The 24,287-nt window shown below is 59.3% G+C and carries 24 protein-coding genes and 1 pseudogene; 9 read left to right on the top strand and 16 right to left on the bottom strand.

The features are described from left to right. Positions 1 to 173 precede the first annotated feature (173 nt). Entirely contained in the window at positions 174 to 1,325 is a 1,152-nt protein-coding gene (locus CJU81_RS15695; protein WP_095037373.1) for a M14 family metallopeptidase, read from the top strand. On the opposite strand, the pseudogene CJU81_RS15690 reads toward CJU81_RS15695, so the two are convergent. The 7 genes and pseudogenes from CJU81_RS15690 to CJU81_RS15660 form a co-directional block, all read right to left on the bottom strand. Beyond that, positions 1,322 to 2,279, bottom strand: a pseudogene (locus tag CJU81_RS15690) (Csu type fimbrial protein). The gene CJU81_RS15695 and the pseudogene CJU81_RS15690 sit on opposite strands and share 4 nt — an antisense overlap. Continuing rightward, a complete protein-coding gene (locus CJU81_RS15685; protein WP_254924885.1) occupies positions 2,276 to 4,597 on the bottom strand; it encodes a fimbria/pilus outer membrane usher protein in 2,322 nt (773 codons plus the stop codon). The pseudogene CJU81_RS15690 and the gene CJU81_RS15685 overlap by 4 nt, the downstream one beginning before the upstream one ends. A gap of 128 nt (positions 4,598 to 4,725) precedes the next feature. Next, entirely contained in the window at positions 4,726 to 5,505 is a 780-nt protein-coding gene (locus tag CJU81_RS15680; RefSeq protein WP_095029554.1) for a fimbrial biogenesis chaperone, read from the bottom strand. A 24-nt stretch (positions 5,506 to 5,529) separates the two neighbouring features. Beyond that, the gene (locus CJU81_RS15675) at positions 5,530 to 6,024 is read right to left on the bottom strand and encodes a Csu type fimbrial protein (protein WP_095029555.1); all 495 of its coding nucleotides are present in this window, start codon (positions 6,022 to 6,024) and stop codon (positions 5,530 to 5,532) included. Positions 6,025 to 6,028: 4 nt separating this feature from the next. Then, positions 6,029 to 6,565 (bottom strand): Csu type fimbrial protein, encoded by a 537-nt coding sequence (locus tag CJU81_RS15670; protein WP_095029556.1) that lies wholly within the window; start codon positions 6,563 to 6,565, stop codon positions 6,029 to 6,031. Between the two features lie 19 nt (positions 6,566 to 6,584). Further along, entirely contained in the window at positions 6,585 to 7,118 is a 534-nt protein-coding gene (locus CJU81_RS15665; RefSeq protein WP_095037371.1) for a Csu type fimbrial protein, read from the bottom strand. Between the two features lie 16 nt (positions 7,119 to 7,134). Then, positions 7,135 to 7,659, bottom strand: a complete 525-nt coding sequence (locus CJU81_RS15660; protein WP_441007421.1) for a Csu type fimbrial protein — start codon at positions 7,657 to 7,659, stop codon at positions 7,135 to 7,137. 198 nt (positions 7,660 to 7,857) lie between these two features. On the opposite strand from CJU81_RS15660, the gene CJU81_RS15655 reads away from it, so the two are divergent. Then, complete coding sequence (locus tag CJU81_RS15655; protein WP_095037369.1) at positions 7,858 to 9,168, top strand: protein kinase; 1,311 nt, start codon at positions 7,858 to 7,860, stop codon at positions 9,166 to 9,168. A 100-nt stretch (positions 9,169 to 9,268) separates the two neighbouring features. Here the strand turns inward: CJU81_RS15655 and CJU81_RS15650 are convergent, their stop codons facing one another. The 3 genes from CJU81_RS15650 to CJU81_RS15640 form a co-directional block, all read right to left on the bottom strand. After that, complete coding sequence (locus tag CJU81_RS15650; RefSeq protein ID WP_095037368.1) at positions 9,269 to 9,973, bottom strand: YebC/PmpR family DNA-binding transcriptional regulator; 705 nt, start codon at positions 9,971 to 9,973, stop codon at positions 9,269 to 9,271. A gap of 107 nt (positions 9,974 to 10,080) precedes the next feature. Further along, positions 10,081 to 11,472: an FAD-dependent oxidoreductase gene (locus CJU81_RS15645; RefSeq protein ID WP_095037367.1), complete on the bottom strand. Its 1,392-nt coding sequence runs from the start codon at positions 11,470 to 11,472 to the stop codon at positions 10,081 to 10,083. Positions 11,473 to 11,487: 15 nt separating this feature from the next. Continuing rightward, positions 11,488 to 12,813, bottom strand: a complete 1,326-nt coding sequence (locus CJU81_RS15640) for an MFS transporter (RefSeq protein WP_095037366.1) — start codon at positions 12,811 to 12,813, stop codon at positions 11,488 to 11,490. 289 nt (positions 12,814 to 13,102) lie between these two features. Here CJU81_RS15640 and CJU81_RS15635 point away from each other — a divergent pair, with 289 nt between their 5' ends. Next, complete coding sequence (locus CJU81_RS15635) at positions 13,103 to 13,981, top strand: LysR substrate-binding domain-containing protein (RefSeq protein ID WP_095037365.1); 879 nt, start codon at positions 13,103 to 13,105, stop codon at positions 13,979 to 13,981. Between the two features lie 97 nt (positions 13,982 to 14,078). Here the strand turns inward: CJU81_RS15635 and CJU81_RS15630 are convergent, their stop codons facing one another. Continuing rightward, on the bottom strand, positions 14,079 to 14,936 hold the full coding sequence (locus CJU81_RS15630; protein ID WP_095037364.1) for a LysR substrate-binding domain-containing protein: 858 nt from the start codon (positions 14,934 to 14,936) through the stop codon (positions 14,079 to 14,081). 113 nt (positions 14,937 to 15,049) lie between these two features. Here CJU81_RS15630 and CJU81_RS15625 point away from each other — a divergent pair, with 113 nt between their 5' ends. Together CJU81_RS15625 and phnX are read left to right on the top strand one after the other, a co-directional pair. Beyond that, entirely contained in the window at positions 15,050 to 16,159 is a 1,110-nt protein-coding gene (locus CJU81_RS15625; RefSeq protein WP_095037363.1) for a 2-aminoethylphosphonate--pyruvate transaminase, read from the top strand. A 72-nt stretch (positions 16,160 to 16,231) separates the two neighbouring features. After that, positions 16,232 to 17,059 (top strand): phosphonoacetaldehyde hydrolase, encoded by an 828-nt coding sequence (gene phnX / locus CJU81_RS15620; protein WP_095037362.1) that lies wholly within the window; start codon positions 16,232 to 16,234, stop codon positions 17,057 to 17,059. A 57-nt stretch (positions 17,060 to 17,116) separates the two neighbouring features. Here the strand turns inward: phnX and CJU81_RS15615 are convergent, their stop codons facing one another. Beyond that, positions 17,117 to 17,665, bottom strand: a complete 549-nt coding sequence (locus tag CJU81_RS15615) for an NADPH-dependent FMN reductase (protein WP_095037361.1) — start codon at positions 17,663 to 17,665, stop codon at positions 17,117 to 17,119. Positions 17,666 to 17,861: 196 nt separating this feature from the next. Between CJU81_RS15615 and CJU81_RS15610 the strand changes: the two genes are divergently transcribed. After that, positions 17,862 to 18,080, top strand: coding sequence for a hypothetical protein (locus CJU81_RS15610; protein WP_095037360.1), 219 nt, complete (start codon positions 17,862 to 17,864; stop codon positions 18,078 to 18,080). A gap of 86 nt (positions 18,081 to 18,166) precedes the next feature. Further along, positions 18,167 to 19,078 carry a LysR family transcriptional regulator gene (locus CJU81_RS15605; protein ID WP_095037359.1) on the top strand — a complete coding sequence of 304 codons (912 nt, stop codon included), beginning with the start codon at positions 18,167 to 18,169 and terminating at the stop codon, positions 19,076 to 19,078. A 97-nt stretch (positions 19,079 to 19,175) separates the two neighbouring features. On the opposite strand, the gene CJU81_RS15600 is transcribed toward CJU81_RS15605, so the two are convergent. From CJU81_RS15600 to CJU81_RS15585, 4 genes are all read right to left on the bottom strand, one after another. Then, positions 19,176 to 19,751, bottom strand: a complete 576-nt coding sequence (locus tag CJU81_RS15600; RefSeq protein ID WP_095037358.1) for a GNAT family N-acetyltransferase — start codon at positions 19,749 to 19,751, stop codon at positions 19,176 to 19,178. Between the two features lie 67 nt (positions 19,752 to 19,818). Further along, entirely contained in the window at positions 19,819 to 20,577 is a 759-nt protein-coding gene (gene dnaQ, locus CJU81_RS15595; protein WP_095037357.1) for a DNA polymerase III subunit epsilon, read from the bottom strand. Further along, positions 20,570 to 21,022: a ribonuclease HI gene (rnhA, locus tag CJU81_RS15590; RefSeq protein WP_095037356.1), complete on the bottom strand. Its 453-nt coding sequence runs from the start codon at positions 21,020 to 21,022 to the stop codon at positions 20,570 to 20,572. Before rnhA ends, dnaQ begins: the two co-directional genes overlap by 8 nt. Before the next feature lie 87 nt (positions 21,023 to 21,109). Next, a complete protein-coding gene (locus CJU81_RS15585; RefSeq protein WP_095037355.1) occupies positions 21,110 to 21,868 on the bottom strand; it encodes a class I SAM-dependent methyltransferase in 759 nt (252 codons plus the stop codon). Positions 21,869 to 21,977: 109 nt separating this feature from the next. Between CJU81_RS15585 and gloB the strand changes: the two genes are divergently transcribed. Both gloB and CJU81_RS15575 read left to right on the top strand, forming a co-directional pair. Continuing rightward, positions 21,978 to 22,757, top strand: coding sequence for a hydroxyacylglutathione hydrolase (gloB, locus tag CJU81_RS15580; RefSeq protein ID WP_095037354.1), 780 nt, complete (start codon positions 21,978 to 21,980; stop codon positions 22,755 to 22,757). 98 nt (positions 22,758 to 22,855) lie between these two features. Then, complete coding sequence (locus CJU81_RS15575; RefSeq protein WP_095037353.1) at positions 22,856 to 24,256, top strand: lytic transglycosylase domain-containing protein; 1,401 nt, start codon at positions 22,856 to 22,858, stop codon at positions 24,254 to 24,256. The last annotated feature ends 31 nt before the right edge of the window (positions 24,257 to 24,287 follow it).

The following is a 24,287-nucleotide window of genomic DNA, read 5'->3' as shown; positions in this document are numbered from 1 at the left end:
AATGGCAATCTAGCACTTGAGAATCAATCGCAAAAACCCTACAATTGCGTAGCGTCAAGGATGACGCCCCCCTTCTCTACCTCCTACTTCTTCTTGCCCAAAAAACCGTATTGGCCTATCGCCATAGCGATGTACAGTATCGTCCACAATTATCAGATTTCGGGATTTGGACGATGACCGTGGCGCCCTCCTCACTTCATATCAGCAGCGACTTCGACAGCGGCAATATTCAGGTGCTGGACGCCAGCAATCCGCTGCAGGTGCAATTGGCCATCAAGCCGGACAGCAAAAGCCCGCACTTCCAGTGGTTCCATTTCAAGGTCGATGGCCTGACCCCAGGGCACACTCACCATTTTCAATTGAGCAATGCCAGCCAGTCTTCCTACAACAAAGCGTGGGATGGCTATCAGGCAGTGGCGTCTTATGACCACGAAAACTGGTTCCGGGTCCCGACTGAATTCGACGGCACCTCGCTCAATTTTCACCTTGAGGCTGAACAGCCGCAGGTCTGGTTTGCCTATTTCGAACCTTACAGCCGCGAACGTCACGAGCAGTTGATCAAGAACGCCCTGCAGTGGTCGGGTTGCCAGTTACTGGCCACCGGCAAAAGTGCCGAAGGCCGCGACATTCAATTGTTGCGCAAAGGCAATGGCGCCAGTCACAAGCGCAAGATCTGGATCATTGCCCAGCAACACCCCGGCGAACATATGGCCGAATGGTTTATGGAGGGTCTGCTGGAGCGGCTTGAGCAAGGCAGCGACCCGCAAATGCGCAAGCTGCTCGACTTCGCCGACCTGTACCTGATCCCCAACATGAACCCCGACGGCGCTTTCCACGGGCACTTGCGCACCAATGCCAACGGCCAGGACTTGAACCGCGCCTGGCAGAACACCAGCCCGCAGGTCAGCCCCGAAGTGTTCTTTGCCCTGGAGCAAATGAGTCAGTACGGCGTCGACCTTTTCCTCGATATTCATGGCGACGAAGAAATTCCCTACGTGTTCACCGCAGGTTGTGAAGGCAACCCGGGCTACACCCCGCGCCTGGCGGCGCTTGAGGAACGCTTTCGCAGCCACCTCAGCGGCCTGACCAAGGACTTCCAGACCACCCACGGCTATACCCGCGACGAGCCCGGGCAAGCCAACATGACCCTGGCCTGCAATAGCGTCGGCCAGCGCTTTGACTGCCTGTCGCTGACCCTTGAGATGCCGTTCAAGGACAACGACGATGCGCCGAACCCGCAGACCGGCTGGGATGGCAAACGCTCAAAACAATTGGCCAAGGATGTGCTGACCACGCTGTCGGCGATGGTCAAGGAGCTGCGCTAAAAGCCCACATCCAGCACCACGCTGTCGGTGTAGCTACCGGCTGGCGGCGTGGTCTGGTCGGAGTAGATTTTGGCGTTGTAGTTGAAAATCTGACTGCCAGTGCCCAATCCGTTACCGGGGTTGACCTCGGCGCTTGAGCTTGCCCGTCGGGCTGCAGTGCCCACGCTGCCCCAGCGGGTAGTGCCGGCCCCCTGAAAAATGTCGTAGGCCAGGTAATTGCTGCCGGAGATCATCTGCCGCCGCCCGCCCACACTGACAGGGTGTGTACCATCGCCCAAACCTACCGTATAGGCACTGCCCTTGGTGCAGTTGACACTGATGGTCTGGCTGATTGTTGAAAACGCACTGACCACCGGTGCGCTGCCAAAACTGATCGAAGGCGCACTAATGGTGCAGTCGTTGGCCACCGTCATGCTCACCGTCAGGGTGCTATGTTTGTCGGCTCCCGTGTCGTACCCCAGACAAACCCCCCAAAACCCCCAGTCCGGTGCAGTATTTCCAATCCCAGCGAATATTCAGGGTTTCGGTGTAAACGCCTGCCGCCACGTTGTTGACTGCGGTTGTGAAGTACAACGGGATCACACTCGGCGCCGAGGTACCCAGCAGACCATTACTGGCAAAGTCGAATGCCTGGCCGCGGGTGATGGGGTGAGCGGTGCTGTTATTGGCATAAATGGTGTAGGTAATCACATCTCCGGTGGGTCCAACCATACCGGGGCCAGTGGGCGTGATAGTGGCCTTGAAATACGCCTCACTGAGTAACGAAATCCCCCCCGGAGTGCAGGTGAGGCCCGAGTTGGAGGATGATGTGCTTTGCGGCACAGTGCGAACCAGGGTCGAGCTGATCGAGCCATAACCGGCCGGGCTGGCGATCCCCGCCGCGGTACAACCGGCCTTGGCCTCAAACGCCGCTAGACAGCACAACAACATCCCTAACCCGATACCCCCTTTCATTGGCACACCACCGGATCGATCAATGGCACCTGATCCGCCTCGGCGGGCAATGCAAACTGCGCCTTGCACTGCTGGCCGTCGGGCATGATCACCTGCAGGGAGTTCTGCTGCGCCAGGTTTTCCAGGTACACCAGCCCGTCCCAGCCCACTACGGCACGCTCGCCATTCTGCTCATTCAATACCGCACTGCCCAGGGCCAGATCCTGCTGGCGGGCGTCGATCAGATGCACACTGGCCGCAGCCACCCTGCGCAACTCGAACTCCAGTAAATAGCCGCTGCCCCGGCGTACCGCCACGCGCTGTTCGACATTGGGGCTGATGATATTGGCTGACAGGTTCAGCGGATCAATCTCATATTTGCCTCGGTAATAAGCGCTGCTCCAGGGCACCAGCAGATGACCGTTCTTGTCGGTGTTGCCGATCCACTGATTCTCGTAGCGCACGCCCACATCGGGGAACCCCCCGGTGCTGACCACCACAAAAGCGTCGTCGATGCGGTTGGCGGCGAATGTCTGCCCGTCCATCCATACCAACGAACCACTGGCATCTGCCCAACGTGTCATCTGATCCGAGCTGCCATAAACCCCAGCTTGCAACTGCACCGATTGCAGACGCCAGGTCAGGTCGGCCTGGCGGTAGTCCGGCGAGTCGCCACTGGCATAGCCCAGGTTGAAACCCACACCGCCCTGGCTCGGCACGCCGCGGCTGTAATTGACCCGTTGCTGGCTGGCGCCGGTATTGGTGCGCTCGGTGCTGAAACTCAAACTGCCTTTGAGGTCGAACGGCATCACGATCTGCGCCTGCATCGCCCAGTTGCTGTCCCCCAACTCACGGTTGGCCGAGACGTAAAAACTGCTGTTGAACCACAGCGGCTTGCTCCAGCTCAGGTTAAGCAAGCGAGTACGCGAAGCATCGGCGGCTACCACATCAAAGTAGCCAGCACCCAGGCTGCCAAAGCGATCCAGGTTCAGGCTCAGGGTCAATTGCTCGCTGCGCTGGCTGAGGCTGATGGAGTCGCTGCCGATGACCGAAAGGTCGGCGTAATCGGCAAACCGTTGCAAACGCTGATAGGCCAGGCTGAAACGCTGCGCATTGTATTGGTAGCCCGTGCTCAGTTGGCGCCCGTTGCGGCCATCGAACTGACTCTGGCTCACGGCACTGTTGAGCACACCGAAGTTGCCCAACTTGAGGTTGGCCCCCATGCCGCCCAACGTCAGTGACTCAGACGCTTCAAGGTGGCTCTCAAGGGTCAGGCTGTCAGTCAGGCCATAGCGCAGGCTGCCAGATGTCACTCCCGCGCCGTAGGCAAAGTTACGTACCCCGTATTCACGCCGTACGCTGCCCGCCGACACGGAAAAATCACTCAGGCCTTGTTGCAGCAAGGTGCTGGTCACATAAAACGGCACACTGGTAGATACTTGCCGCCCCAGTGCATCGGTGGTCACCACCACAGCCTCACCGGCGCCATTGATGAAAGGAACGTTGGTCAGGGTGTAGGGGCCCGGCTGCAGGTTTTCGCTGGAGGACTTGTAGCCATTGATAAACAGATCCACTGACGACGGCACCGCCGCCTCACCGGAGAACTGCGGCAGCGGGTAAGTCACAAGATCCGGGCGCACGCCAAAGTCCCGCGACAGCTGCACGCCGCCCATGCGCACGGAAGTGGTCCAGGGCAACGCGCCACTCACCAGATCACCTGCCTCATAGGTGAGCATTCGCTCGTCGTCGGAGAAACGCCACAGCGTGTCATACCGCAGGTAACCGTTATCCAGCTGGCCAGCGGCGGCGCCAGCGATACTGCGTCGGTATTGCCCGGTATTGGACAGCGTGCCCCAGCTGTCAAACAGCCGCACTTCATTCCAGACAGCCAGGTAAGTACCCGCATCGTCGGTTTCGTTCAGGTAGGCATCGTAGTTGAGCAAGCCGCCAAAACTGCTCAGCGCCTCGGTGCGCGGGTAGCTGGAGCGCCTGCCGAAGTGCTGCTCCGGCAGCCATTCGGGAGGCACGTCCAGTAACAGCCGCTGGCTCTGGATGTCGTACTCGCTGTGCAACCCCGGCACACTGTCGAGCCCCACCTCATCATGGGCGGGGCCCGGCAGATGAATGCCCGCCTCTTGCAGATCGGTTGCCGGCAGATAAAGCTGACCGGCACGTTGTTGCACTTGAACCAGGCGCCCGGTATTCATTTGGTTGACCACCAATTCCAGATACAACGGTGCATCGGCGACAGCCTGCAGGGTGGCGGGCGGCGGCGGAAGCTCTGCCGCTTGCGCGGCCTGCCCTCCCAGTGCACCGCACAGCCCGATGATGGCCGACACCAGTGCCCTGCTCACTTCCACACCCCGTCCCTCAATAGCTACTGCTCCTTGCAAACGCCGACACGACGGAGCTCATCAACACCGTCGCGCTTAAAGTCACTGTCAGAGGGACTTGCTACCTGTCGGTGTTACCGCCCCAAAGGCAAGTCCTGCGCCTTGGGTTGACCATTGACCCGAACCTGCAAGGCATCACCCTGGGCCACAGGCGCCGGCCAGCGCATCGTTGCGCCCGGCAGCACATAGCCCAGCAAGCCGTCGACTAGCGTTTTCGACTGGCCGCCCGACTTGAGTACCGCCTCGGTCAAGCGCGCATGCACCGCGCCCCGGTTATGAACCTCGATATAGGGCTTGCCATCGACACTCACGGTGCGACCACTCAATTGCGGCAAGCCGATACCGGCAGCGTCCCGTGGGCGGCTTGCGTCCACCTTGCTCCACAACCCGGCGCCATAAGCAAACAGCGGCACCGAGTAACGCATTTGCAGACGAATCATCGCCGCCGGTTTGGCGTTGTCACCAGCCGCAGGGGGAAGCGGCGCAGGGATTTCATCGATGATGATCCGGTAAGCGTGCTCCTCACCTGCAGGGAAGGATTTGGTGCGGGTCAAGCGAATTAGCTGCTTTTGCCCCGGCGCGAGTGTGGCCACCGGAGGGCTGCCAACCACATCACGCTGATTTTGATACTGATCGTCAAAACCGTCCTGATTCCAGGCAAATACCCGAATCTGCATGCTGGCAGGCGCATCCCCGCGGTTTTCCAGCCACAGTGCACTGGCTTGCTGATCAGCTTCCAGTACCGGGTCGATAGGCCATATCAAAATCGAACTGGCCGCCAGCACCTGCTGAGTCACCCCCAACATCAGCAGGCTACAGGCCAAGCTCTGAAACGGCCGTGAAAATAAGTGCATATACATACTCCTGATCCCTGGACATCAATAAGACAATTGCACTTGCAACGTATCGCCGTAGGTGCCCGCCGGCTGGTTGCCCGGCAGCAGCACATAGCCAAAAATCGGCAGGCTGATCGCATTGGCATTGGTATAAGGCACGTTGACCGACTGCGCGATGCCAAGGCTCTGGCTGTGAGCCGCGTCCTGAAACAACTGGTAGGTCACCCGCGCACTGCCTCCGCTGACCTGCAGATGTCGGCCGCTGGCGTTATACAGTCCGCCATCGACCTGCATGCTCACACTCACCCCGGGGGTGCATTGCAGCGAAACGCCACCGGCAAGTGCCACACTGACCGGCGCCGTCGACAACGCCGGATAGGTACCGAACGCCAGGCTGCCGTAAATGCCGCCCGTCGTAGTAACCAGGCAACCTGCCACAATGCTCGCACCGACCTGAAACGTCGCGCTGGTAGCTGCGTACAAAAAACCAGTGAATGAATACAGCAGCACCAGCGACGTGGCGTGCAGCCAGCTCACAAGGTTAAAAGGTCAGCGAAACGTTGATGACGTCACTGTAAGTACCCGCCGGGAGCCCGGCTTTACCCATTGCCTTGCCATAGAGGTTGATGGTTTGCGCCGCGCCCGAACTGGGCCCGGCCGCGACCGTGCCATTGATGGCCACAAGGGTGTTATGCCCGGAGTCCGAGTAAAGGTCGTAGGGCACATAGTTGCTGTTACCGTCCGACAAGGCACGGGTGCCCCCGGTGGAAAGCCCGTCATGGGCGCCGGCACCGACCGTGATCACCGGCGAAGTCCCGGCCGAGCACTTGATCGACAAGGCTCCACCGGCGCTAGCCATCACCTGTGAATCCGCTTCAGTAAAAAACGTTGTTGTGGAACCGAAACTCAAGTTACCGAAGTCCAGCCCGGTAGCCCCTGTAGCCCCGTTAACCAGGCAACTGGAGGTCAGGGTCAGCGTGGCGTTGACAACCCCGGTTACCGTAGTGGCCGCCTGTAACTGGCCGGTCAACATCAAGCCCAACAATGAGAAACCCAGCGTTGATTTAAGTACGCGCATCTTGCACCCCCACTCATGTTCACCAATCCAGCGTCACCCGTAGCGTGTCGCGATAGACACCTGCCCGGAGCGCGTTGGGATTTGACATCACCATGCCATACACCGGAATCGGTACCTGGCCACCACTTGCCACCACAAAATTGTGTTGCTGCCCGATGCTGTAGCTATTGCTGCCAGCGGCATCCAGATACAGACGATAAGGGATCAACTGCTGACCATTGCTCAATTGGCGAGTCAGGCCATTACCGTGATTGCCACCATCGATGGACACCGAGAACCCCCGAACGGCCGGGTTGCAGGTCACCTGTAGATTGCTTTCCCTGCCTTCCAGCATCGCCTCGACCGGGGTATCCCAGGTCGGACCGCGAGAGCCAAAATTGAGCGTGCCAAGGTTATCGAGCCGGCTTGCATCAGCAGCCCCACTGCTCACCTGGCATGCGGGCATGATCACCAGCCGTACCTGAATCTGCCCGCTGACCATGGCCGCCTGAGCATCCATAAGCAGCAGCGCGCAGGCTGCGAACAAAACCGAACGTTGGGCAAGGCCGGTCATTTCCCTACTCCTGGCACTACCACGTGAGGGTGACTTTCAACAAATCGGCATACAGCCCGGCCGGAGGGATTTGCGCCAATGTATCGATGCGGCCATAAAGCGGCAGCGCCACCGAACCGGTGTCAGGCACTGTGCCACTGACGGGAACATTGACCAGCAAGGGTATGTGACGAGCTGGATCGCGGAACAAGCGGTAAGGAATCGGCGGGCTACCGGGCCCGAGGGCGAGGTAACGGACATCTGCGGTGCCACCATGCTGGCCACCGTCGATCTGTAATTGGTAGGTGGTATCGGGGTTGCATTCCAGGCGTGGTAAACGTGCGTTTATCAACGTCGCGCTCAGGGGGGCTGACGGGCCGTCCAGCCGGGGAGCACGGCCAAAGTCCAGCAGGCCCAGGTAATCGACACCCGCATCACGGGTAACGCCCACCAGCTGGCAGCCCCGCTCGACGATGACTCGCACCTGCACTTCGTACTGCGCCGACCAGGCACATGTACTAAACAAGGAGCCAATGATGACTGTCCCTAGACGATGCTCCACGACCATTCCCTGCGTATTTTTATAGGATGAAGACTAGCATCGAAGGAAGATTCTTCCATGAGCGGGAGAAATTAAACAAAACTGTACCGTTCATCACTTTCTGCTCACAGACGTTTGGGTGCAAACGCTCGGCCCCAAGGCGATTAGCCGTTATCATGCGCCACACTTTTGCCCTGCCCACGAGTACCCGACCTGCATATGGATACCCTCGCTAAACTGCGCGCCGGCCAACTGGCGGGCCTCAAACGTCTTGATCTGTCGTGCGGGCTGACCGAGTTTCCGGCCGAGATATTCCAGCTGGCCGATACGCTGGAAATCCTCAATCTGAGCGGTAACGCATTGAGTTGCCTGCCCGACGACCTGCATCGCCTGAAACGCTTGCGCATCCTGTTTTGCTCGGACAATCAATTCACCGAGCTGCCGGCCTGCCTGGGCCAATGCGCACAATTGAGCATGATCGGCTTCAAGGCCAACCGCATCGAGCATGTGCCGGGCGAGGCGCTGCCACCTTTGCTGCGCTGGCTGATCCTGACCGACAACTGCATCAGCCAGTTGCCCGAAGAACTGGGCCAGCGGCCACTGCTGCAAAAACTGATGCTGGCTGGCAACCGTTTGCAGCAACTGCCCCAAAGCCTGGGCAACTGCGAACGCCTGGAACTGATCCGCCTGGCCGCCAACCAGTTCAGCGAGCTGCCTGACACCCTGCTGGCACTGCCTGCCCTGAGCTGGCTGGCCTATGCCGGTAACCCGCTACGGGAAGACGCCAGCATTCATCGCGCGCCCGACACCACGCCCAATATTGATTGGTCGCAGCTTGAGCTTGAGCAAAAACTGGGCGAAGGCGCTTCCGGAGTTATTTATCAGGCCCGCTGGAACGCCCCCGGTCAGGCTGACCAGTCAGTGGCGGTCAAACTGTACAAGGGCAGCATCACCAGCGACGGTTCACCGCTCAATGAAATGAACGCCTGCATCGCGGCCGGCCAGCATCCCAATCTGATCAAGGTGCTGGGCCGGGTCGTGGGCCATCCTGACAACCAGGCGGCTCTGGTAATGGAGTTGATCGACCCGTCGTTTATCAACCTGGCGGCCCTGCCCAGCTTTGATACGTGCAGCCGCGACGTGTATGCCGACAGCACCCGCTTTACCTGCGACAGCGCCCTGCGTATCGCCCGCGGCATTGCCTCGGCGGCCGGCCACCTGCACGCACAGGGCATCTGCCATGGTGATTTGTACGGGCATAATATTCTGTTCAATGCCCGGGGCGACTGTCTGCTGGGGGATTTTGGCGCCGCGTGCTTCCATGCTATCGACGACAGTGTCCAAAGCCGGGCGCTGCAACGCATCGAAGTGCGGGCATTCGGGATTTTGCTGGGAGAGTTGCTGGAGCGGATCGACTCGGGCTTGAGTGATCAACAGCGCAATGAGCTGCAAGGGTTGCAACAGCGCTGTATTCAGCCAGAGGTGCTGGCACGGCCGGGGTTTGCCGAGGTAATCCAATTGCTGGGATAAAACCCGTAGTCGCTGCCGAGGTACGAAGGCTGCGAGCTCTTTGATAATTAAGGGCTCGCAGCCTTCGTGCCTCGGCAGCGACTACAGGGTCAGCGGTGGCTTATGCCAACGCCACAAACATGTCCTGCACGTCGTCCTGCTCTTCCAGCTTGGCCAGGAACTCCTGGACTTCGGCCATTTGCTCGTCAGTCAAGCCGCTTACCGGGTTCTTCGGCTGGTAGCCCAGCTTGGCCGATACCACGGTAAAACCTTGCCCAGGCAATGCTTTCTGTACAGCGTCGAGGTCAGTCGGCTCGGTGATGAACAAGGTCGTGCCTTCTTCTTCGCCTTCTTCGAAATCCTGGGCGCCGGCTTCAATCGCAGCCATTTCAGGGTCGGCGTCCGGGGTATCCGGCTTTGCTTCGATCATGCCGACGTGGTTGAAGTCCCAGGCCACCGAACCCGAAGCGCCCAGTTGGCCCTTGCGGAAGGCAACGCGGATTTCAGCCACGGTACGGTTGATGTTGTCGGTCAGGCACTCAATGATCAGCGGCACCTGATGCGGGGCGAAACCTTCGTAGGTCACGCGGTGGTATTGCACGGCCTCGGTACCGATACCTGCACCTTTGTTGATCGCGCGCTTGATGGTGTCAGCCGGCATCGAGGCTTTTTTCGCCTGTTCATAGACCAGACGCAAGTGCGAGTTCATGTCCGGGTCAGCGCCGTTGCGCGCAGCAACCGTCAATTCCTTGGCCAGCTTGCCAAAAATCTTGCCGCGGCTGTTGGCGGCGTCCGCTTTATGTTTAACCTTCCACTGTGCGCCCATTACTCACTCTCTCAATCTGGTGTGTCGCGACCTGTCGGCCGTCGAATGGGCGCAAGTTTAACCGGCAAGAAGTCGGCAATCGACCAAAAAATCCAATTGATAGCTGCTTAACCCTTGTCAGCCTTGCCCGCCGCCGCGGCAAATCTGGCCAGGCGCACGTCCAGATGCCGGGGCCGGCGACCATGATCCTCGGCCCATTCCTTGCGCCGAATGGCATTGCGCACCATCAGCGAACCCAGGTAACGAATGGGTTCGGGCGGGAAATACCCCAACGGCCCGTTGACCAGCGGCGAGCGGCTCCAGTCATTGGCCAGCCCCAGCACCAGCGAGGCGAGAATCTGCCCGCCCATATGGCAAGGCCCCACCCCGCTGCCCGAATAACCAAAGCCATAAAACACATTGCCGTGGCCGCTCATCTGACCAAAAAACGGCAAACCGGTGACAGAGCGATCTGAAGGACCGTTCCAGGTCGCCTCGACGCCAACCCCGGCAAAAGCCGGGAAAAACTGCTCCAGGCTTTTGCCCAGCAACCCGGCATAAGGTGACGGCTGATCGAACACCGGCAACATACGGCCACCGTAGGCAAAGGTGTTGCCGCCCTTGCCCAACATGATTCGGCCGTCCGGGGTGTTGTGGTAGTAGTGCACGAAAATTCTCGAATCGAGCACCGTGACGCCACTGGTCAGGCCGATTTCCTGCAGCAGGTCCGGGCGCGGTTCCGTGATCAGCATGTCGCTGGAAACAATCGCCACACTGCGCTCGAACTGCGGGAATGCCCGCGCCATCCAAGCATTCATGGCCAGCACTACACGATCAGCACGAATGCTTCCGGCAGGCGTGCGAATCAGCGCCGGCGCCCCCTCTTCCAGCCCGGTCATTGGCGTGTTCTCGTGGATTTTAACCCCCAGCTGCAAGGCTACCCGACGCAGGCCTCGCACCAGTTTGCCAGGCTGCACGCTGGCCGCAGCCGGCGAAAACCAGCCCTCCAGATGCTGGGCCGAACCGGCCCGGCGCTGCACCTCATCGACCGCCAACTTGCTGAACGAGTTGATGGCGTGGCGCTCCAGTGCAGCAATCACGCCGTCCGTCGAACCGACCTGAGCCCGATTGGTCGCGGTGTACAACGTGCCATCAAGGCGGTAGTCAGCGTCCACAGCATACTGCTCACAAAATGCGCCGATTGCGTAAATGCTCTGCTCCGAGGCCTTGACCAGCCGCACGGCCTCCTCCACCCCGAACAGCCGTTCAAGGGTGAAGTACTTGGCCGACCATGACAGCGCGCAGCCGCCATTGCGCCCGCTGGCACCTGCGCCACAAATGTCGGCTTCAATCAGCACCACATCCAGTTCAGGGCTTTGCTCCTTGAGCATGATTGCCGTCCATAACCCGGTATAACCACCCCCCACAATGCACACCTGAGCACGCGTGTCACCCGCCAGCGCCTCGCAGGGCGCTTCATTTTCCAGGGCCAGTGCCTGTTCCAGCCAAAAAGGTCGCATGGGTCATTCTCCTGCTCAGGTGCGTAAAGGCTTGATCAGCAATGGATGATTGGGCACAAACGGGCATGCGGCTTTGAGCCCCTCAGGCCGGCTGTTCCAGTGCGGGATGAGCACCAGCGAGGAAAACAGCGCGCAGCAGGCGAACACGATAAACACCGTGACCGTGTCGAAGTAACCGGGCAGCAGGCCGCCAAGAATCGCCCCGACCGAACCGCAGCCATTCACAAACCCCGCGGCAGTGGCACCGGCTTTGGCAGTGCCGAAATCAATCGCGGCCGCGCCGCTGATCATCGAGTCCGGCCCGTACAGGGTCAGGCCCATGACAAACAACAAGGCCACCACCAGTGCCACGCTGCCTGAATGCAATGCCCCCATAAAGAACGCGAGGGAAATGGTCAGCGCCAGCAGACTCAAAATGCAGGCTGGCATACGCCGGGCGCCGAAAAGCTTGTCAGACGCCAGACCAATCATGATCGGCCCCAGCAAGCCCGCCAGCTCAAATGCTGTAGGAATAATCGCCGCGCCGACCTTGCCCACCTGCGGCATTTGCTCAAACACGATCACCGGGCCCCACAACAAAATCGCGTAACGCGCCGGCTTGAGCATGAAGTACGCCAGGCCCAGGGTCAGCACCGTGCGATTGCGCATGATCTCGCGCAAGGGTGCCCAAACGCTGATGCGTTTTTCGGCAGCGATTTCATCAGCGCTCATTGGCGGCTCGGGCTCAACCGCTGGCAGGCCGACGTCTTGCGGTGTATTGCGCTGGAAGATAAAGAACAGCACTGCGACCAGCGCCACTACTGCTGCACTGGAAATAAATGCCGCATGCCAACTGCCAATCAGCGTATACGCCCACCACCCGGCAAAGGGTGAAGCCACCAGCCCGCCAAAGGCGTAACACGAACTCCACAGCCCCAACACCCGGCCACGTTGCTGCGCGGGGAAAAAACTGCCGATGTTTTTGCACAACCCCGACCAGCCGGTGGATTGCGCCAGGCCCTGGATCAGCATGCAGGTCGCAAAGATCGGCAAGGTGGCGTAGGTACCCATGACCAGCGCGGCCAGCGCCGAAATGATCAAACCGCCCAGCACCACCACTCGCGGACCAAAGCGATCGGCGAGGATGCCCCAGGTAAATTGCCCTACGGCGTAGGCTGCCAGGTAGATGCCGTCAAGGTTGGCCATCGCCATCTTGTCGAGGTGAAAGTTGGGGTCTTCACCGATCCCCAGTTTGGCCACGGAAAAGGCTTTGCGAGTGAAGTAAAAGGCCGCGTAGGCCAACCAGGTGATGGCAAAAATCTGCACGCGCCAACGCTTGATGGTGGCAATGGAGTTGTTCATGTCGGGTCTGACCTCAGAGGTGGAATGTGCCGGCAGAATCAGAAAAGAACGCCTGTTTTTTATTGTGTTGAGCACTTCAATACCGCCCTTCAGACAAGGACCGTATTTATCAGACACATCGCGAACGCCCGTTTTTTGTTGGACTTCAGAGTCGTTCACAGATGCATCACGACCCGCCGCTATCGAGGACATAACGGCGGGCTGAGGTCGATCAAAGCAATTACTGACTAATAGGTAAAATCGATTTATCGTATTTCAATCATAAGCTCAGCTTGTAAGAGGCAATCCAATGTCGGTTTCTCATGCTCAGTTGAAGGCCTTTCACGCCGTTGCCGTTCATGGCAGTTTCACCCGCGCGGCCGAACGCTTGTTTTTAAGCCAGCCGGCCATCTCCGATCAGGTCAGAAAGCTTGAGGAGCGCTTCGGGGTGCTGCTGTTCCATCGCAACAAACGCTCGGTACGCCTGACCGACCTGGGCGAACGCCTGCTGAGCATCACCCAGCGCCTGTTCGGGGTGCAGGCCGAAGCTCAGGAGCTACTGCAGGACTCCCAGGCCCTGCAAACCGGCAGCCTGATCCTGGCGGTGGATGCACCGGTTCATGTGCTGCCGCAGATCGCACGCTTTTGCGAGCGCTACCCCGGTATCACGGTAAAAATCGAAACCGGCAATACCGACGAATGCCTGGCGCGGCTGTTCAACTATCAGGCCGATCTGGCCTTGCTGGGGTGTGACGTGAGTGACGAGCGACTGCTGAGTGTGCCCTTGCGCAGCGATCCGATGGTGGCATTCGTGGCCAAAACCCACCCTTGGGCCAGTCGTAATGCCATCTGCCTGGCCGATCTGGATGACACGCCTTTGGTTCTGCGCGAAGTGGGCTCCGTGACCCGGCAAACCCTTGAAGAAGAAATGAGCCAGGCAGGCCTGCGCATCCGCGCCGCGATCCAGGTGGAAGGCCGCGAAGCCGCGCGTGAAGCGGTGGTGGTCGGGATCGGCGTGGGCGTGGTGTCGGCAGCCGAGTTCGGTTCCGACTCCCGGGTCTGCGCGCTGCCCATCACCGATTGCACAAGGCGCCTGACTGAAACCCTGGTATGCCTGCAAGAGCAGAGTTCACGGCGGGTGGTGGCAACCTTTCTGGAGATTGTGCGCACAGACCTGCAAAACCTGTAGTCGCTGCCGAGGAACGAAGGCTGCGAGCTTCTGCAGATCAACAACTCGCAGCCTTCGTTCCTCGGCAGCGACTACACATTCAGGATATTCAGGGCTATTACACCGCCAACTGCATAAACGCCTTGATCAACCGCAACTCTGCACGCCGCTCCATACAGCCCAGCATATGCAGGTTGACCAACCCTGCACCATTGATCGGCACCGCTCGCACACGGGGGTCATGGCTGACTTCCACCGATGACACAATGCCCACGCCCAACTGCGCAGCCACCGCTTCGGTCACCGCCTCCCGACTGTCGAGTTCCAGCAAAACCCGCGGGTTGACGGCGGCCTGCTCACAGGCGCTGTCGAAGGTTCGCCGGGTAATCGAGGTCGGTTCACGCAGCACCATGATCACTTGATCCAGTTGCGTAATTGCAATGCCATCCGGCAACGCCAGCCACGGGTGGTTGGCGGGCACCAGGGCACAAATCCGCGACTCGTTCAGCGCACGCAAGGTCAGCCCCTTGCGTGGTTCAACTTCGGTCAGCACCGCCACATCGGCATGCTCCGACAGCAACGCCGCCAGGGTTTCCTGGGCATTGCCCAGGCGCAAATTCACGGTAATCCCCGGGTACCGCGCGCGCAGACTCGCCAGCATCGGCATCACCAGGTGCGGGCCATCGGCTGCCACCTCAAGCCGCCCGGTGAGCAGTTGCCGGTTGGCCTCCAGCATTACCTGCGCTTCATCCACCAAACCAAACATGGCCCGGGTGATGGCCGCCAGCTTGATGCCTTCTTCGGTCAACTCCACGCGCCGCGCAGTTCGCCGCAACAAGGTGATCTGGTAGTGCTCTTCAAGCGCCTTGATATGCCCGGTCACCGCTGGCTGGCTGATAAACAGCCGCGCCGCCGCCCGGGTGAAGCTGCCTTCGCGGGCTACAGCGTCAAATGCGCGGAGCTGAAATAAGTTCATTTATAAGCCTCACTGATGGCAGGCATAACAACAAACAATTTGATTGATAGCAACACAAACTGCAATTTATGCCCTGTACCAAGTAGCCATCCAATGCTTGTGAGGAATTGAGAATGAGTACTGCCGCGCCGATCCTGCTGACCCCTGGCCCACTGACAACGTCGGCGCGTACCCGCCAGGCGATGATGGTCGACTGGGGCTCATGGGATGACAGCTTCAACCAGCTGACTGCCAGCCTCTGCGAGCAACTGCTGACCATTATCAACGGCACTGACAGCCACCACTGCGTGCCTTTGCAAGGCAGCGGTACCTTCGCCGTCGAAGCCGCCATTGGCACACTGGTGCCACGAGACGGCAATGTGCTGGTGCTGATCAACGGCGCCTACGGCAAGCGCCTGGCCCGAATCTGCGAGGTGCTGGGGCGCCGCTTCTGCACCTTTGAAACCGCAGAAGACGAACCAACTACTGCTGCCGACGTCGACCGCCTGCTGCGCGCCGACCCGAGCATCACCCATGTGGCGTTGATCCATTGCGAAACCAGCACAGGGATTCTTAACCCGCTGCCAGAAATTTCCACTGTTATTGCCAGCCACGGCAAACGTCTGATCATCGACGCCATGAGTTCTTTCGGCGCTCTGCCCATCGATGCACAGCAAGTGCCTTTTGATGCATTGATCGCCGCCTCCGGCAAATGCCTTGAGGGTGTCCCGGGCATGGGCTTTGTGTTCGCCCGCAAGGAAGCGTTGGCCAACGCCGCGGGCAACAGCCACTCGCTGGCGATGGACTTGCACGATCAGCACGTTTATATGGCCAAAACCGGGCAATGGCGCTTCACCCCGCCCACCCACGTGGTGGCTGCCCTGCACGAAGCCCTGCTGCAATACAGCGAAGAAGGCGGTTTGCCTGCCCGCCACCAGCGCTACGTCAACAACTGCCAGGCGCTGCTTGATGGCATGGCCAGAATTGGCATCCGCAGCTTTTTACCAGAAGCCATCCAGGCACCGATTATCGTCACCTTTCACGCACCAAAAGACCCCCGCTACCAATTCAAGGAGTTCTACGAACGGGTCAAGGCCAAGGGTTTCATCCTGTACCCGGGCAAATTGACCCAGGTCGAAACTTTCCGTGTCGGCTGCATCGGTCACGTCAACCAGGCCGAGATGCAGGCTGCCGTGAATGCCGTAGGCCAGGTGCTGGAAGAAATGGAAGTCTTCGATATCTGATGGTGTGAATGCTGGCTCTAACAACCCAAATTATTTCGCGCGGCACCGCCCGCTCTTACAGGATTCACTGACATGAACTACACCAACCCAAGCAAGCTGCAAGCCGCCATTCTCGACTGGGCCGGCACCGTGGTCGATTTCGGCTCATTCGCCCCGACCCAGATTTTTGTCGAAGCCTTTGCAGAATTTGACGTGCAGGTCTCTATCGAAGAGGCTCGCGGGCCGATGGGCATGGGCAAGTGGGACCATATCCGTACCCTGTGTGACCAGCCGCAGATCACCGAGCGCTATAAAAAGGTGTTCGGTCGCGCCCCGACTGACGATGACGTGACCGCGATTTATCAGCGTTTCATGCCGCTGCAGATCGAAAAGATCGCCGAGCACTCTGCCCTGATCCCCGGCGCACTGGACACCATCGCCCAACTGCGCGAGCAAGGCATCAAAATCGGTTCATGCTCGGGTTACCCGGCGCAAGTGATGGCCAAAGTGGTTGAGCTGGCCGCTACCAATGGCTATGTTGCCGACCACGTGGTGGCCACCGATGAAGTGCCAAACGGTCGCCCATGGCCAGCTCAGGCACTGGCCAACGTGATTGCACTGGGTATTGACGATGTAGGCGCCTGCGTGAAGATCGACGATACCGTGCCTGGCATTCTTGAAGGTCGCCGCGCCGGCATGTGGACCGTGGCGCTGGTGTGTTCGGGCAACGCACTGGGCCTGACCTGGGAGCAATACAAGGCTCTGGACCCGGCAATCCTGGCCAGTGAGCGCAGCCGCATTCACGCCCTGTTTGCCGGCTCGCGCCCGCACTACCTGATTGACACCATCAGCGACCTGCCTGAGGTGATTGCCGACATCAACCAGCGCCTGGCCAAGGGCGAGATGCCGCAAAGCAGCTGATAACTTCAAGCCGCAAGCTTCTCGCTTGCGGCTTGCGGCTTGCGGCTTGCGGGAATCCTACCGCTCTACCCACCCGGCAAACTCGTCGATAAATTTCTGCAAAAACGGTCGGACTTTTTCTGACAGCTTGCCGGACGCATCAAATGCATCCCCCGCCCCGCCCAGATAAGCCTCGGGCTGCTGCATGCACGGCACATTGAGGAACACCAGCGACTGGCGCAAATGATGATTGGCTCCAAAGCCACCAATGGCCCCTGGCGAAACGCTGATCACCGCACCGGGTTTGCCACTGAACACACTCTGGCCATAAGGTCGCGAACCGACATCAATGGCGTTTTTCAACACCCCTGGCACCGAGCGGTTGTACTCGGGGGTCACAAACAGGATGGCATCGGCCGGGCGGATCTGATCGCGAAAAACCGTGTAGGCCGCAGGCGGAGACGCACCATCAATATCTTCGTTATAAAGCGCCAGCTCACCGATTTCGACAATAAACAGTTTCAGGCTTGGCGGAGCCAGTTCTGCCAGAGCCAGGGCCACTTTTCGATTGAGGGAGTCCTTCCTCAAACTGCCAACCAACACTGCAACGCTGTAGACCTTGCTCATGGAAAACCCCGAGTCAGAAGCTGTAGGAAGAGTAGTTATAGATGATCGGACGCCTTTCTTGCACCCCAGTTCACCCTATCGGCCTGCAAGCCTGTAAAGTAGGGGGACTATTTTTTTCACATTGTTAAACTTCCCCTGCTGAACAACGGTCTACAGAACCGCAAATTGGGTGTTTATCTCCAGAGGTTCTCTACAAATGGCTGCAGTTCTCGTTGGGCAATTTCATGCAAGGGATGCGGAAGGTCGCGTCTATTCCGTGCATGAGTTTGAAGAATCAAATGCAACAGGCGACCTCGTAAAAACCTACAAACTGGCCATTGGCGATCGCGTTAAAAAGACCGATGACAATAACTTCGAACTGGTGCAATCGGGCGTCATACTGGTTCGTGACCCCTCTCCGGTTGTCGCTGCCTGACCTGCTCCACGGCCTTACGCGCCAGTCCAAGGATCAGACCCGGATAAGGCTTCGCAACGCTGAAACCTCATCTGTCGGACACAAGCATGCGTCTACGCCACATCGAAGTGATTCAAGCCATCTTGCAAACCGGCAACCTCGGCCATGCTGCCGAGTTGCTGCAATTGCCCACGGCCACCCTCAGCGCAACGCTGCAGGAAGCCGAGCAGCAATTGGGCTTTATGCTGTTTTCAAGTGTTCGCGGGCGGCTGCAAGCCACCCGCGACACCCTTGTGCTGCAACCCCTGATCAATCAGCTGTACCAGGCACTTGAGCCTCTGCGCCAGCTTGGCAACGAGTTGCGCCAGCATCAGGAACCGGCCTTACGCGTAGCCTGCAGCGAAACCCTGGCCCAACCTCTGCTGCCTTCTTGCATCGGCGCTCTGAGACGTCGTTTTCCCGACACTCCTACCGTACTTGGCAGCCACCCCTGCGCTGAAATCGTGCGGCGCCTGTTGATGGATGAGTGCGATATCGGCTTCAGCTTGCAGCCATCGGAACAGACCGGGCTCGACTGCCTGCCGCTGGTGCAGGGCAAAGTGCAGTTTCTGGCGCCTCACGGCTGGCTATCGCCCAAGCATAAATACATCGCCCTGCAAGAACTGGCCGGCCAGGCAATGATTGGTCTGCAAGAGCACGACGGGTTGAGCCGCAGCCTCGACAGCAAGCTGCAGGCCTTGCGCCCGGCGCCGGTGGTGCACATTCAGGTGCAGAGTTACCGGATGATGCGCAGCATGGTCGAAGCTGGCGAGGGGCTGGCGCTGGTCGACCCGTTCACGGCCGTAGGGGCCAGGGCCAGCGGGCTGGACGTGTGCCCGGTCTCTCCGGCGATCCCGGTGACGCTCTATGCGCTAACACGCAAGGGCACGCAGCCCGGCCTGGCGCTGGCTGCGCTGATTGAAATTGTGCGGACAAAGGCAGAGGCGTTAATCGCGGATCAGGGCCTGGTGGTGCTTTAAAGCACACCCTGTAGCCGCTGCCGAAGGGTGCGAAGGAAATTGGGGGCGCTTTGGGAAAACGGAGGGCTACGCCCTCCTTCGCAGCCTTCGGCAGCGACTACAGGGCTCTATTCTCGAATATCAGATACCAGAAAATCGCCACTTCGCGGGTCTGCGGGTCAATACCGCGATAGCGCAAATCATCGATACCCCCCACCTGATATCCGCACCGTTCATACAGGCGGCAGGCACCAAGGTTGTTGTTCTGGGTCTCCAGCATGATCCCGGGCAGATTCTTCTTGCGGCTCCAGAACTTGACTACCTCCAGCAATGACCTGGCCACACCGTGGCGACGGGCGCCGGCAATAACGGCCAGTTCGTCGACGTGGGCGAAACCGTTCCAGTTGGTACTGACGACCACATGTCCGACGGGCTGGTTATCCAGATAGGCCATGAAAATGTCGCTGTCCTTGCCACCGCGATAGCTGGCGAACTCGTCGGGGTCGATGCCGTAGCATTTGCGGTAGGGGGTAATCAGGTCCAGCGGCCAGTGCTCGACCTTTTTATGGCGATCGGCACGGGCATAGGCGCCCACTTCAAAGCTGAAATCGTTGCACCATACATACGGCGCGAAACCCTCATCGGCCAGGCGTACCGAGACGTGAGGGTCTTTGGGGTTGATAACCAGATGCATGAAAAATCCTTCTTTCCTGTCGTCGACGCTGACAATAAGCGGCAGCGGCAACAAGGTCGGCGCCAGGTTATTGCAGCGTCTGCCCTTTCGCGTCGAGGAGTTGAGCCCAAAGCGACGGGCCGCCTGCCGATTTGGCAATGGCTTCAAGTCGGGCCGCATGCTCGGCCAAGTCACTTTCACTTGCACGAATAATCCGGCCTGGCTGACGGTCCGCCGACAGACGGCGAATTTCGCTGGCCTGGTTGCCCGATCCCTCGCCCGAGCCATTACCGTCAGAAGCATTGCCAGCCAACGACAGGCTGGTCTGGCCGCCGGTCATGGTCAGGTAAACGTCGGCCAGGATCTCGGAGTCGAGCAAGGCGCCGTGCAGCTCACGGCCCGAGTTGTCGACACCATAGCGTTTGCACAGGGCGTCGAGGCTGTTGCGCTGGCCCGGGTGACGGGCCCGTGCCATGGCCAGGGTATCGAGGATGGTGCAGTGGCGGGTCAGGTCAGCACGATCGGTCTGGCCGATCAGGGCGAATTCGTTGTTGAGGAAACCCACGTCAAACGCAGCGTTATGGATGATCAGCTGCGCGCCCTTGATAAATTCGAAAAATTCATCAGCAACTTCAGCAAAGCGCGGCTTGCCCACCAGAAACTCGTTGGTAATGCCGTGGACGCCAATGGCGCCCTCATCACTTTCACGGTCGGGCTGCAGGTACACATGGAAATGGCGGCCAGTCAGACGACGGCCCATCAACTCGACGCAACCGATCTCGATCACCCGGTGGCCATCGGTGACCGGCATACCGGTGGTTTCGGTATCGAGTACAACACTACGCATGCTTGATTCCCCGCACCTGATCGACCCCGCGATTGGCCAACTGGTCGGCGCGTTCGTTGCCAGGGTGGCCAATGTGGCCGCGTACCCACTGCCATTTCACGGTGTGACGATTGACCTGCTCATCGAGCAGCATCCACAGATCGGCATTTTTCACCGGCTCCTTGGAGGCGGTTTTCCAGCCGCGTTTTTTCCAGTTGACCATCCATTCAGTGATGCCTTTCATCACATACTGGGAGTCGGTCACCAGCAACACTTCGCAGGGCCGCTTGAGTTCTTCGAGCCCGCGAATGGCGGCCATCAGCTCCATACGGTTGTTGGTGGTATTGGCTTCGCCACCCCAGAGTTCCTTTTCTACACCCTGGCAGACCAGCAAGGCACCCCAGCCGCCCGGGCCAGGATTGCCCTTGCAGGCACCATCGGTGAACATCTCAACGCTATCGATCATTGCAAACTATCCAGAAAAGGCTGCTTATGGCCCGACCATCAGCAATGGCCAGCACCTGAGCCGGGCGCACCCGGCCCAACATAAAAATTAAGAGTCTGTGTGGCGCCGATTGACCTTGGCCATCTGCAAGGGAACCAGCTTGCCCATCGGTTCGCGGCGCATTGGGTTGACAGGGCGCAAGCCCACCACCATTTTGCGCGCAACCAGGACATAGAAGCCGCCACCGGCCAATTGCCAGCTACCGGCCTTGCGTTCCCAGCCTGATAAACGGCTTTGCCACGCCTTGGACGCAAGCGGCGGACGATAGCACCCGAAGCGGCGTTTCTCCAGCGCAAAGCCCAGCAGGTTCAACCAGTCGGCAACCCGTGAAGGTGAAATGCAACGCGCCTTGCGCAGTGCATCCTTGGCGAAAACATGGCGCAATCCCCAACTGCTCCAGGGGTTGATACCGACAATCAGCAAGTGCCCGCCGGGGCGCACGCTCCTGGCCGCTTCGCGCAAAAGACCGTGAGGTGAAAGGCAAAAATCCAGGCCATGCTGCAACACCACCACATCGGCCGCATGCTCGCACAACGGCCAGGCCTGTTCTTCACAGAAGATTTCCACACCCGGCAAAGGTGCGCCAAGACGCACGCTGCGGCGCACTTGCGCAGCCTGCGGGGCAGGATCGGCAGCGGGGCCGTAATGCACCAGATAGCCGCCGAAAAAGCGTCCCAGCTCATCCTCGAGTACCCGCTGCTCATCTTCGAGCAACAGTTGCCCGTGGGGGCCGGACAGCCATTCCCGCGCCGAGCTGATCAGCGCCAGCCACTCAGGGTCTGCCTGAGCCAATGCTTTATCGGTCATTGCTCCTCCAACTCGCCATCTACCTGTCGCAAGCCCTGATGACGCGGCTCGCAATTAAACGTCAACAGACCCTAAGATGCGCCATTGTTTCGCACTTGGGAATTGCACCATGTTACAGATCGACGCCCTGCCCGCCTTCAATGACAACTACATCTGGTTGTTACAGGACACTACCCAAATGCGCTGCGCCGTGGTCGATCCGGGTGATGCCGCGCCGGTTCTGGCGTGGCTGGAGCAGCACCCGGGCTGGGTGCTCAGCGACATTCTGATCACCCATCATCACTTCGATCATGTGGACGGCGTTGCACAACTTCACGCACACACTAACGCGAAGGTTTGGGGCCCGGCACTTGAGACCATACCGGCCCGACAAGTGGCACTCAACGATGGCGAGCGCATCAGCGTGCTGGGCCTAGAGTTCCAGATACTGCTGGTACCCGGCCATACACTTGGGCATATCGCCTACTATCACCTGGACCCGGTGGCGCCATTGCTGTTTTGCGGCGATACCCTGTTCGCCGCAGGCTGTGGGCGACTGTTCGAGGGCACACCCGAGCAAATGCACCACTCCCTCGGCCGCCTGGCGGCACTGCCCGGCCACACAGGCGTGTACTGCACCCACGAATACACCTTGAGCAACCTGCGCTTCGCCCAGGCAGTGGAACCGAACAACCCGGATATAGCCGCACGAGTCGCGCAAGTGACGCAATGGCGCGCTGCAGGCCGTATCAGCTTGCCATCATCTATAGCACTCGAATTACGCACAAATCCCTTTCTGCGAGTCAATGAAACATCTGTTAAAGAAAAAGCTGACGAGTGGAATTCCCTCAACAACGACTCGCCCAGTGCGGTCTTTGCCAGCCTGCGCAGCTGGAAAGACCAGTTTTAAAAGCGGGCGCGGTCAGCACAAAAATTCTCAACAGTTGACCGCGTCCCCCCTGCTTTCTAGAATCCCCCGACATTTTTTCCTGAACTTTTTTCAAAACAATGTCGTCATTTAAAGGTAACTCCATCAATTCAGACGCATTGACGCGCTTGGTTAAAGCCATCGCGGTGGTCGTGTCCGCCACTCTCGCGGGCTGCCAGTCCATGGATCATTCGGCGCAAACCACCGAACGGGCCAGCCTTAAAATCGCCAAACGTGTTCCTCAGGATCCACTCTGGCTCAGCCAGAAGCCCAGCCCCCTGCCCCCACAAGATGTATGGGAGCGCATGCGCCAGGGCTTCAAATTGCAGGACGGCCAGAACGTCAACCCCCGAATTGAACAGCAGCGCCTGTGGTTTGCCAGCAACCCGTCGTTTCTCGAAAACGCGGGTGAGCGCGGCAGCCTTTATATCCACTACATCGTGGAGCGCCTCGAAGAACGCAACATGCCGCTGGAACTGGCCTTGCTGCCAGCCATCGAAAGCGCCTACAACCCAATGGCGTACTCCCACGCCAATGCGGTCGGGCTCTGGCAGTTCATTCCCTCGACCGGCCGTTACTTCAACCTGCGCCAAACCCGGGCCTATGACGGTCGTCGTGATATCACGGCCTCGACCCTCGCAGCCCTGAACTACCTGAACCGTCTGCATGACATGTTCAACGGTGACTGGCTGCTGGCCCTGGCGGCTTACAACGCCGGCGAAGGCACGGTCAGCCGGGCCATCGAGCGCAATGAAAAGCTAGGTTTGCCAACCGACTACTGGAACCTGCCGCTGCCTCAGGAAACCAAAGACTACGTGCCAAAACTGCTGGCCCTGTCGCAAGTGGTTCTGGCTCCTGAAGCCTACGGCATCAACCTCAACCCGATCGCCAACGAACCCTACTTCGAAATGGTCGAGATCAAACAGTCCATGGACCTGTCCCGCGTGGCAGCCCTGGCCGAGATCGACGAAGACGAGATGTTCCAGCTCAACCCCGCCTATAAACAGCGCGCCACCACCGATGGCCCGCAGCACCTGCTGGTGCCCACGGCCAAAGCCCAACTGTTGACCGCCAGCCTGTCCAATCTCAGCTCCGATCAACTGGTCAGCCTGCGCCCCAACAAACCGGTGTTTGACAAGGTAGCAAGCACATCCCCAGCCCGCCTGAACCGCAAGTACCGGGTCAAGAGCGGCGACAACCTGACCCTGATTGCCAAGGCCAACAAGGTCGATGTCAAAGACCTGCAGCACTGGAACAAGCTCAGCGGCAACAACCTCAAGGCCGGACAGATCCTGGTCATGCAGGACACGCGCAAGCCATCAGGCCGCAAACCTACGCAATACAAGGTGCAAAAAGGCGATTCGCTGTATATCGTTGCCAAGCGTTTCAACGTTGAGATGCAACATCTCAAGCGCTGGAATCCCAACAGCGCCAAAGCCCTCAAACCGGGGCAAATGCTGACCGTTTCCAAGCCGCGATAAGCACACCACAGATACCCGTGCGGGCAAGCTG

The organism is Pseudomonas fragi (assembly GCF_002269505.1).
Taxonomy (GTDB): domain Bacteria; phylum Pseudomonadota; class Gammaproteobacteria; order Pseudomonadales; family Pseudomonadaceae; genus Aquipseudomonas; species Aquipseudomonas fragi_D.
This window is presented reverse-complemented; position numbering and strand designations above follow the sequence as displayed.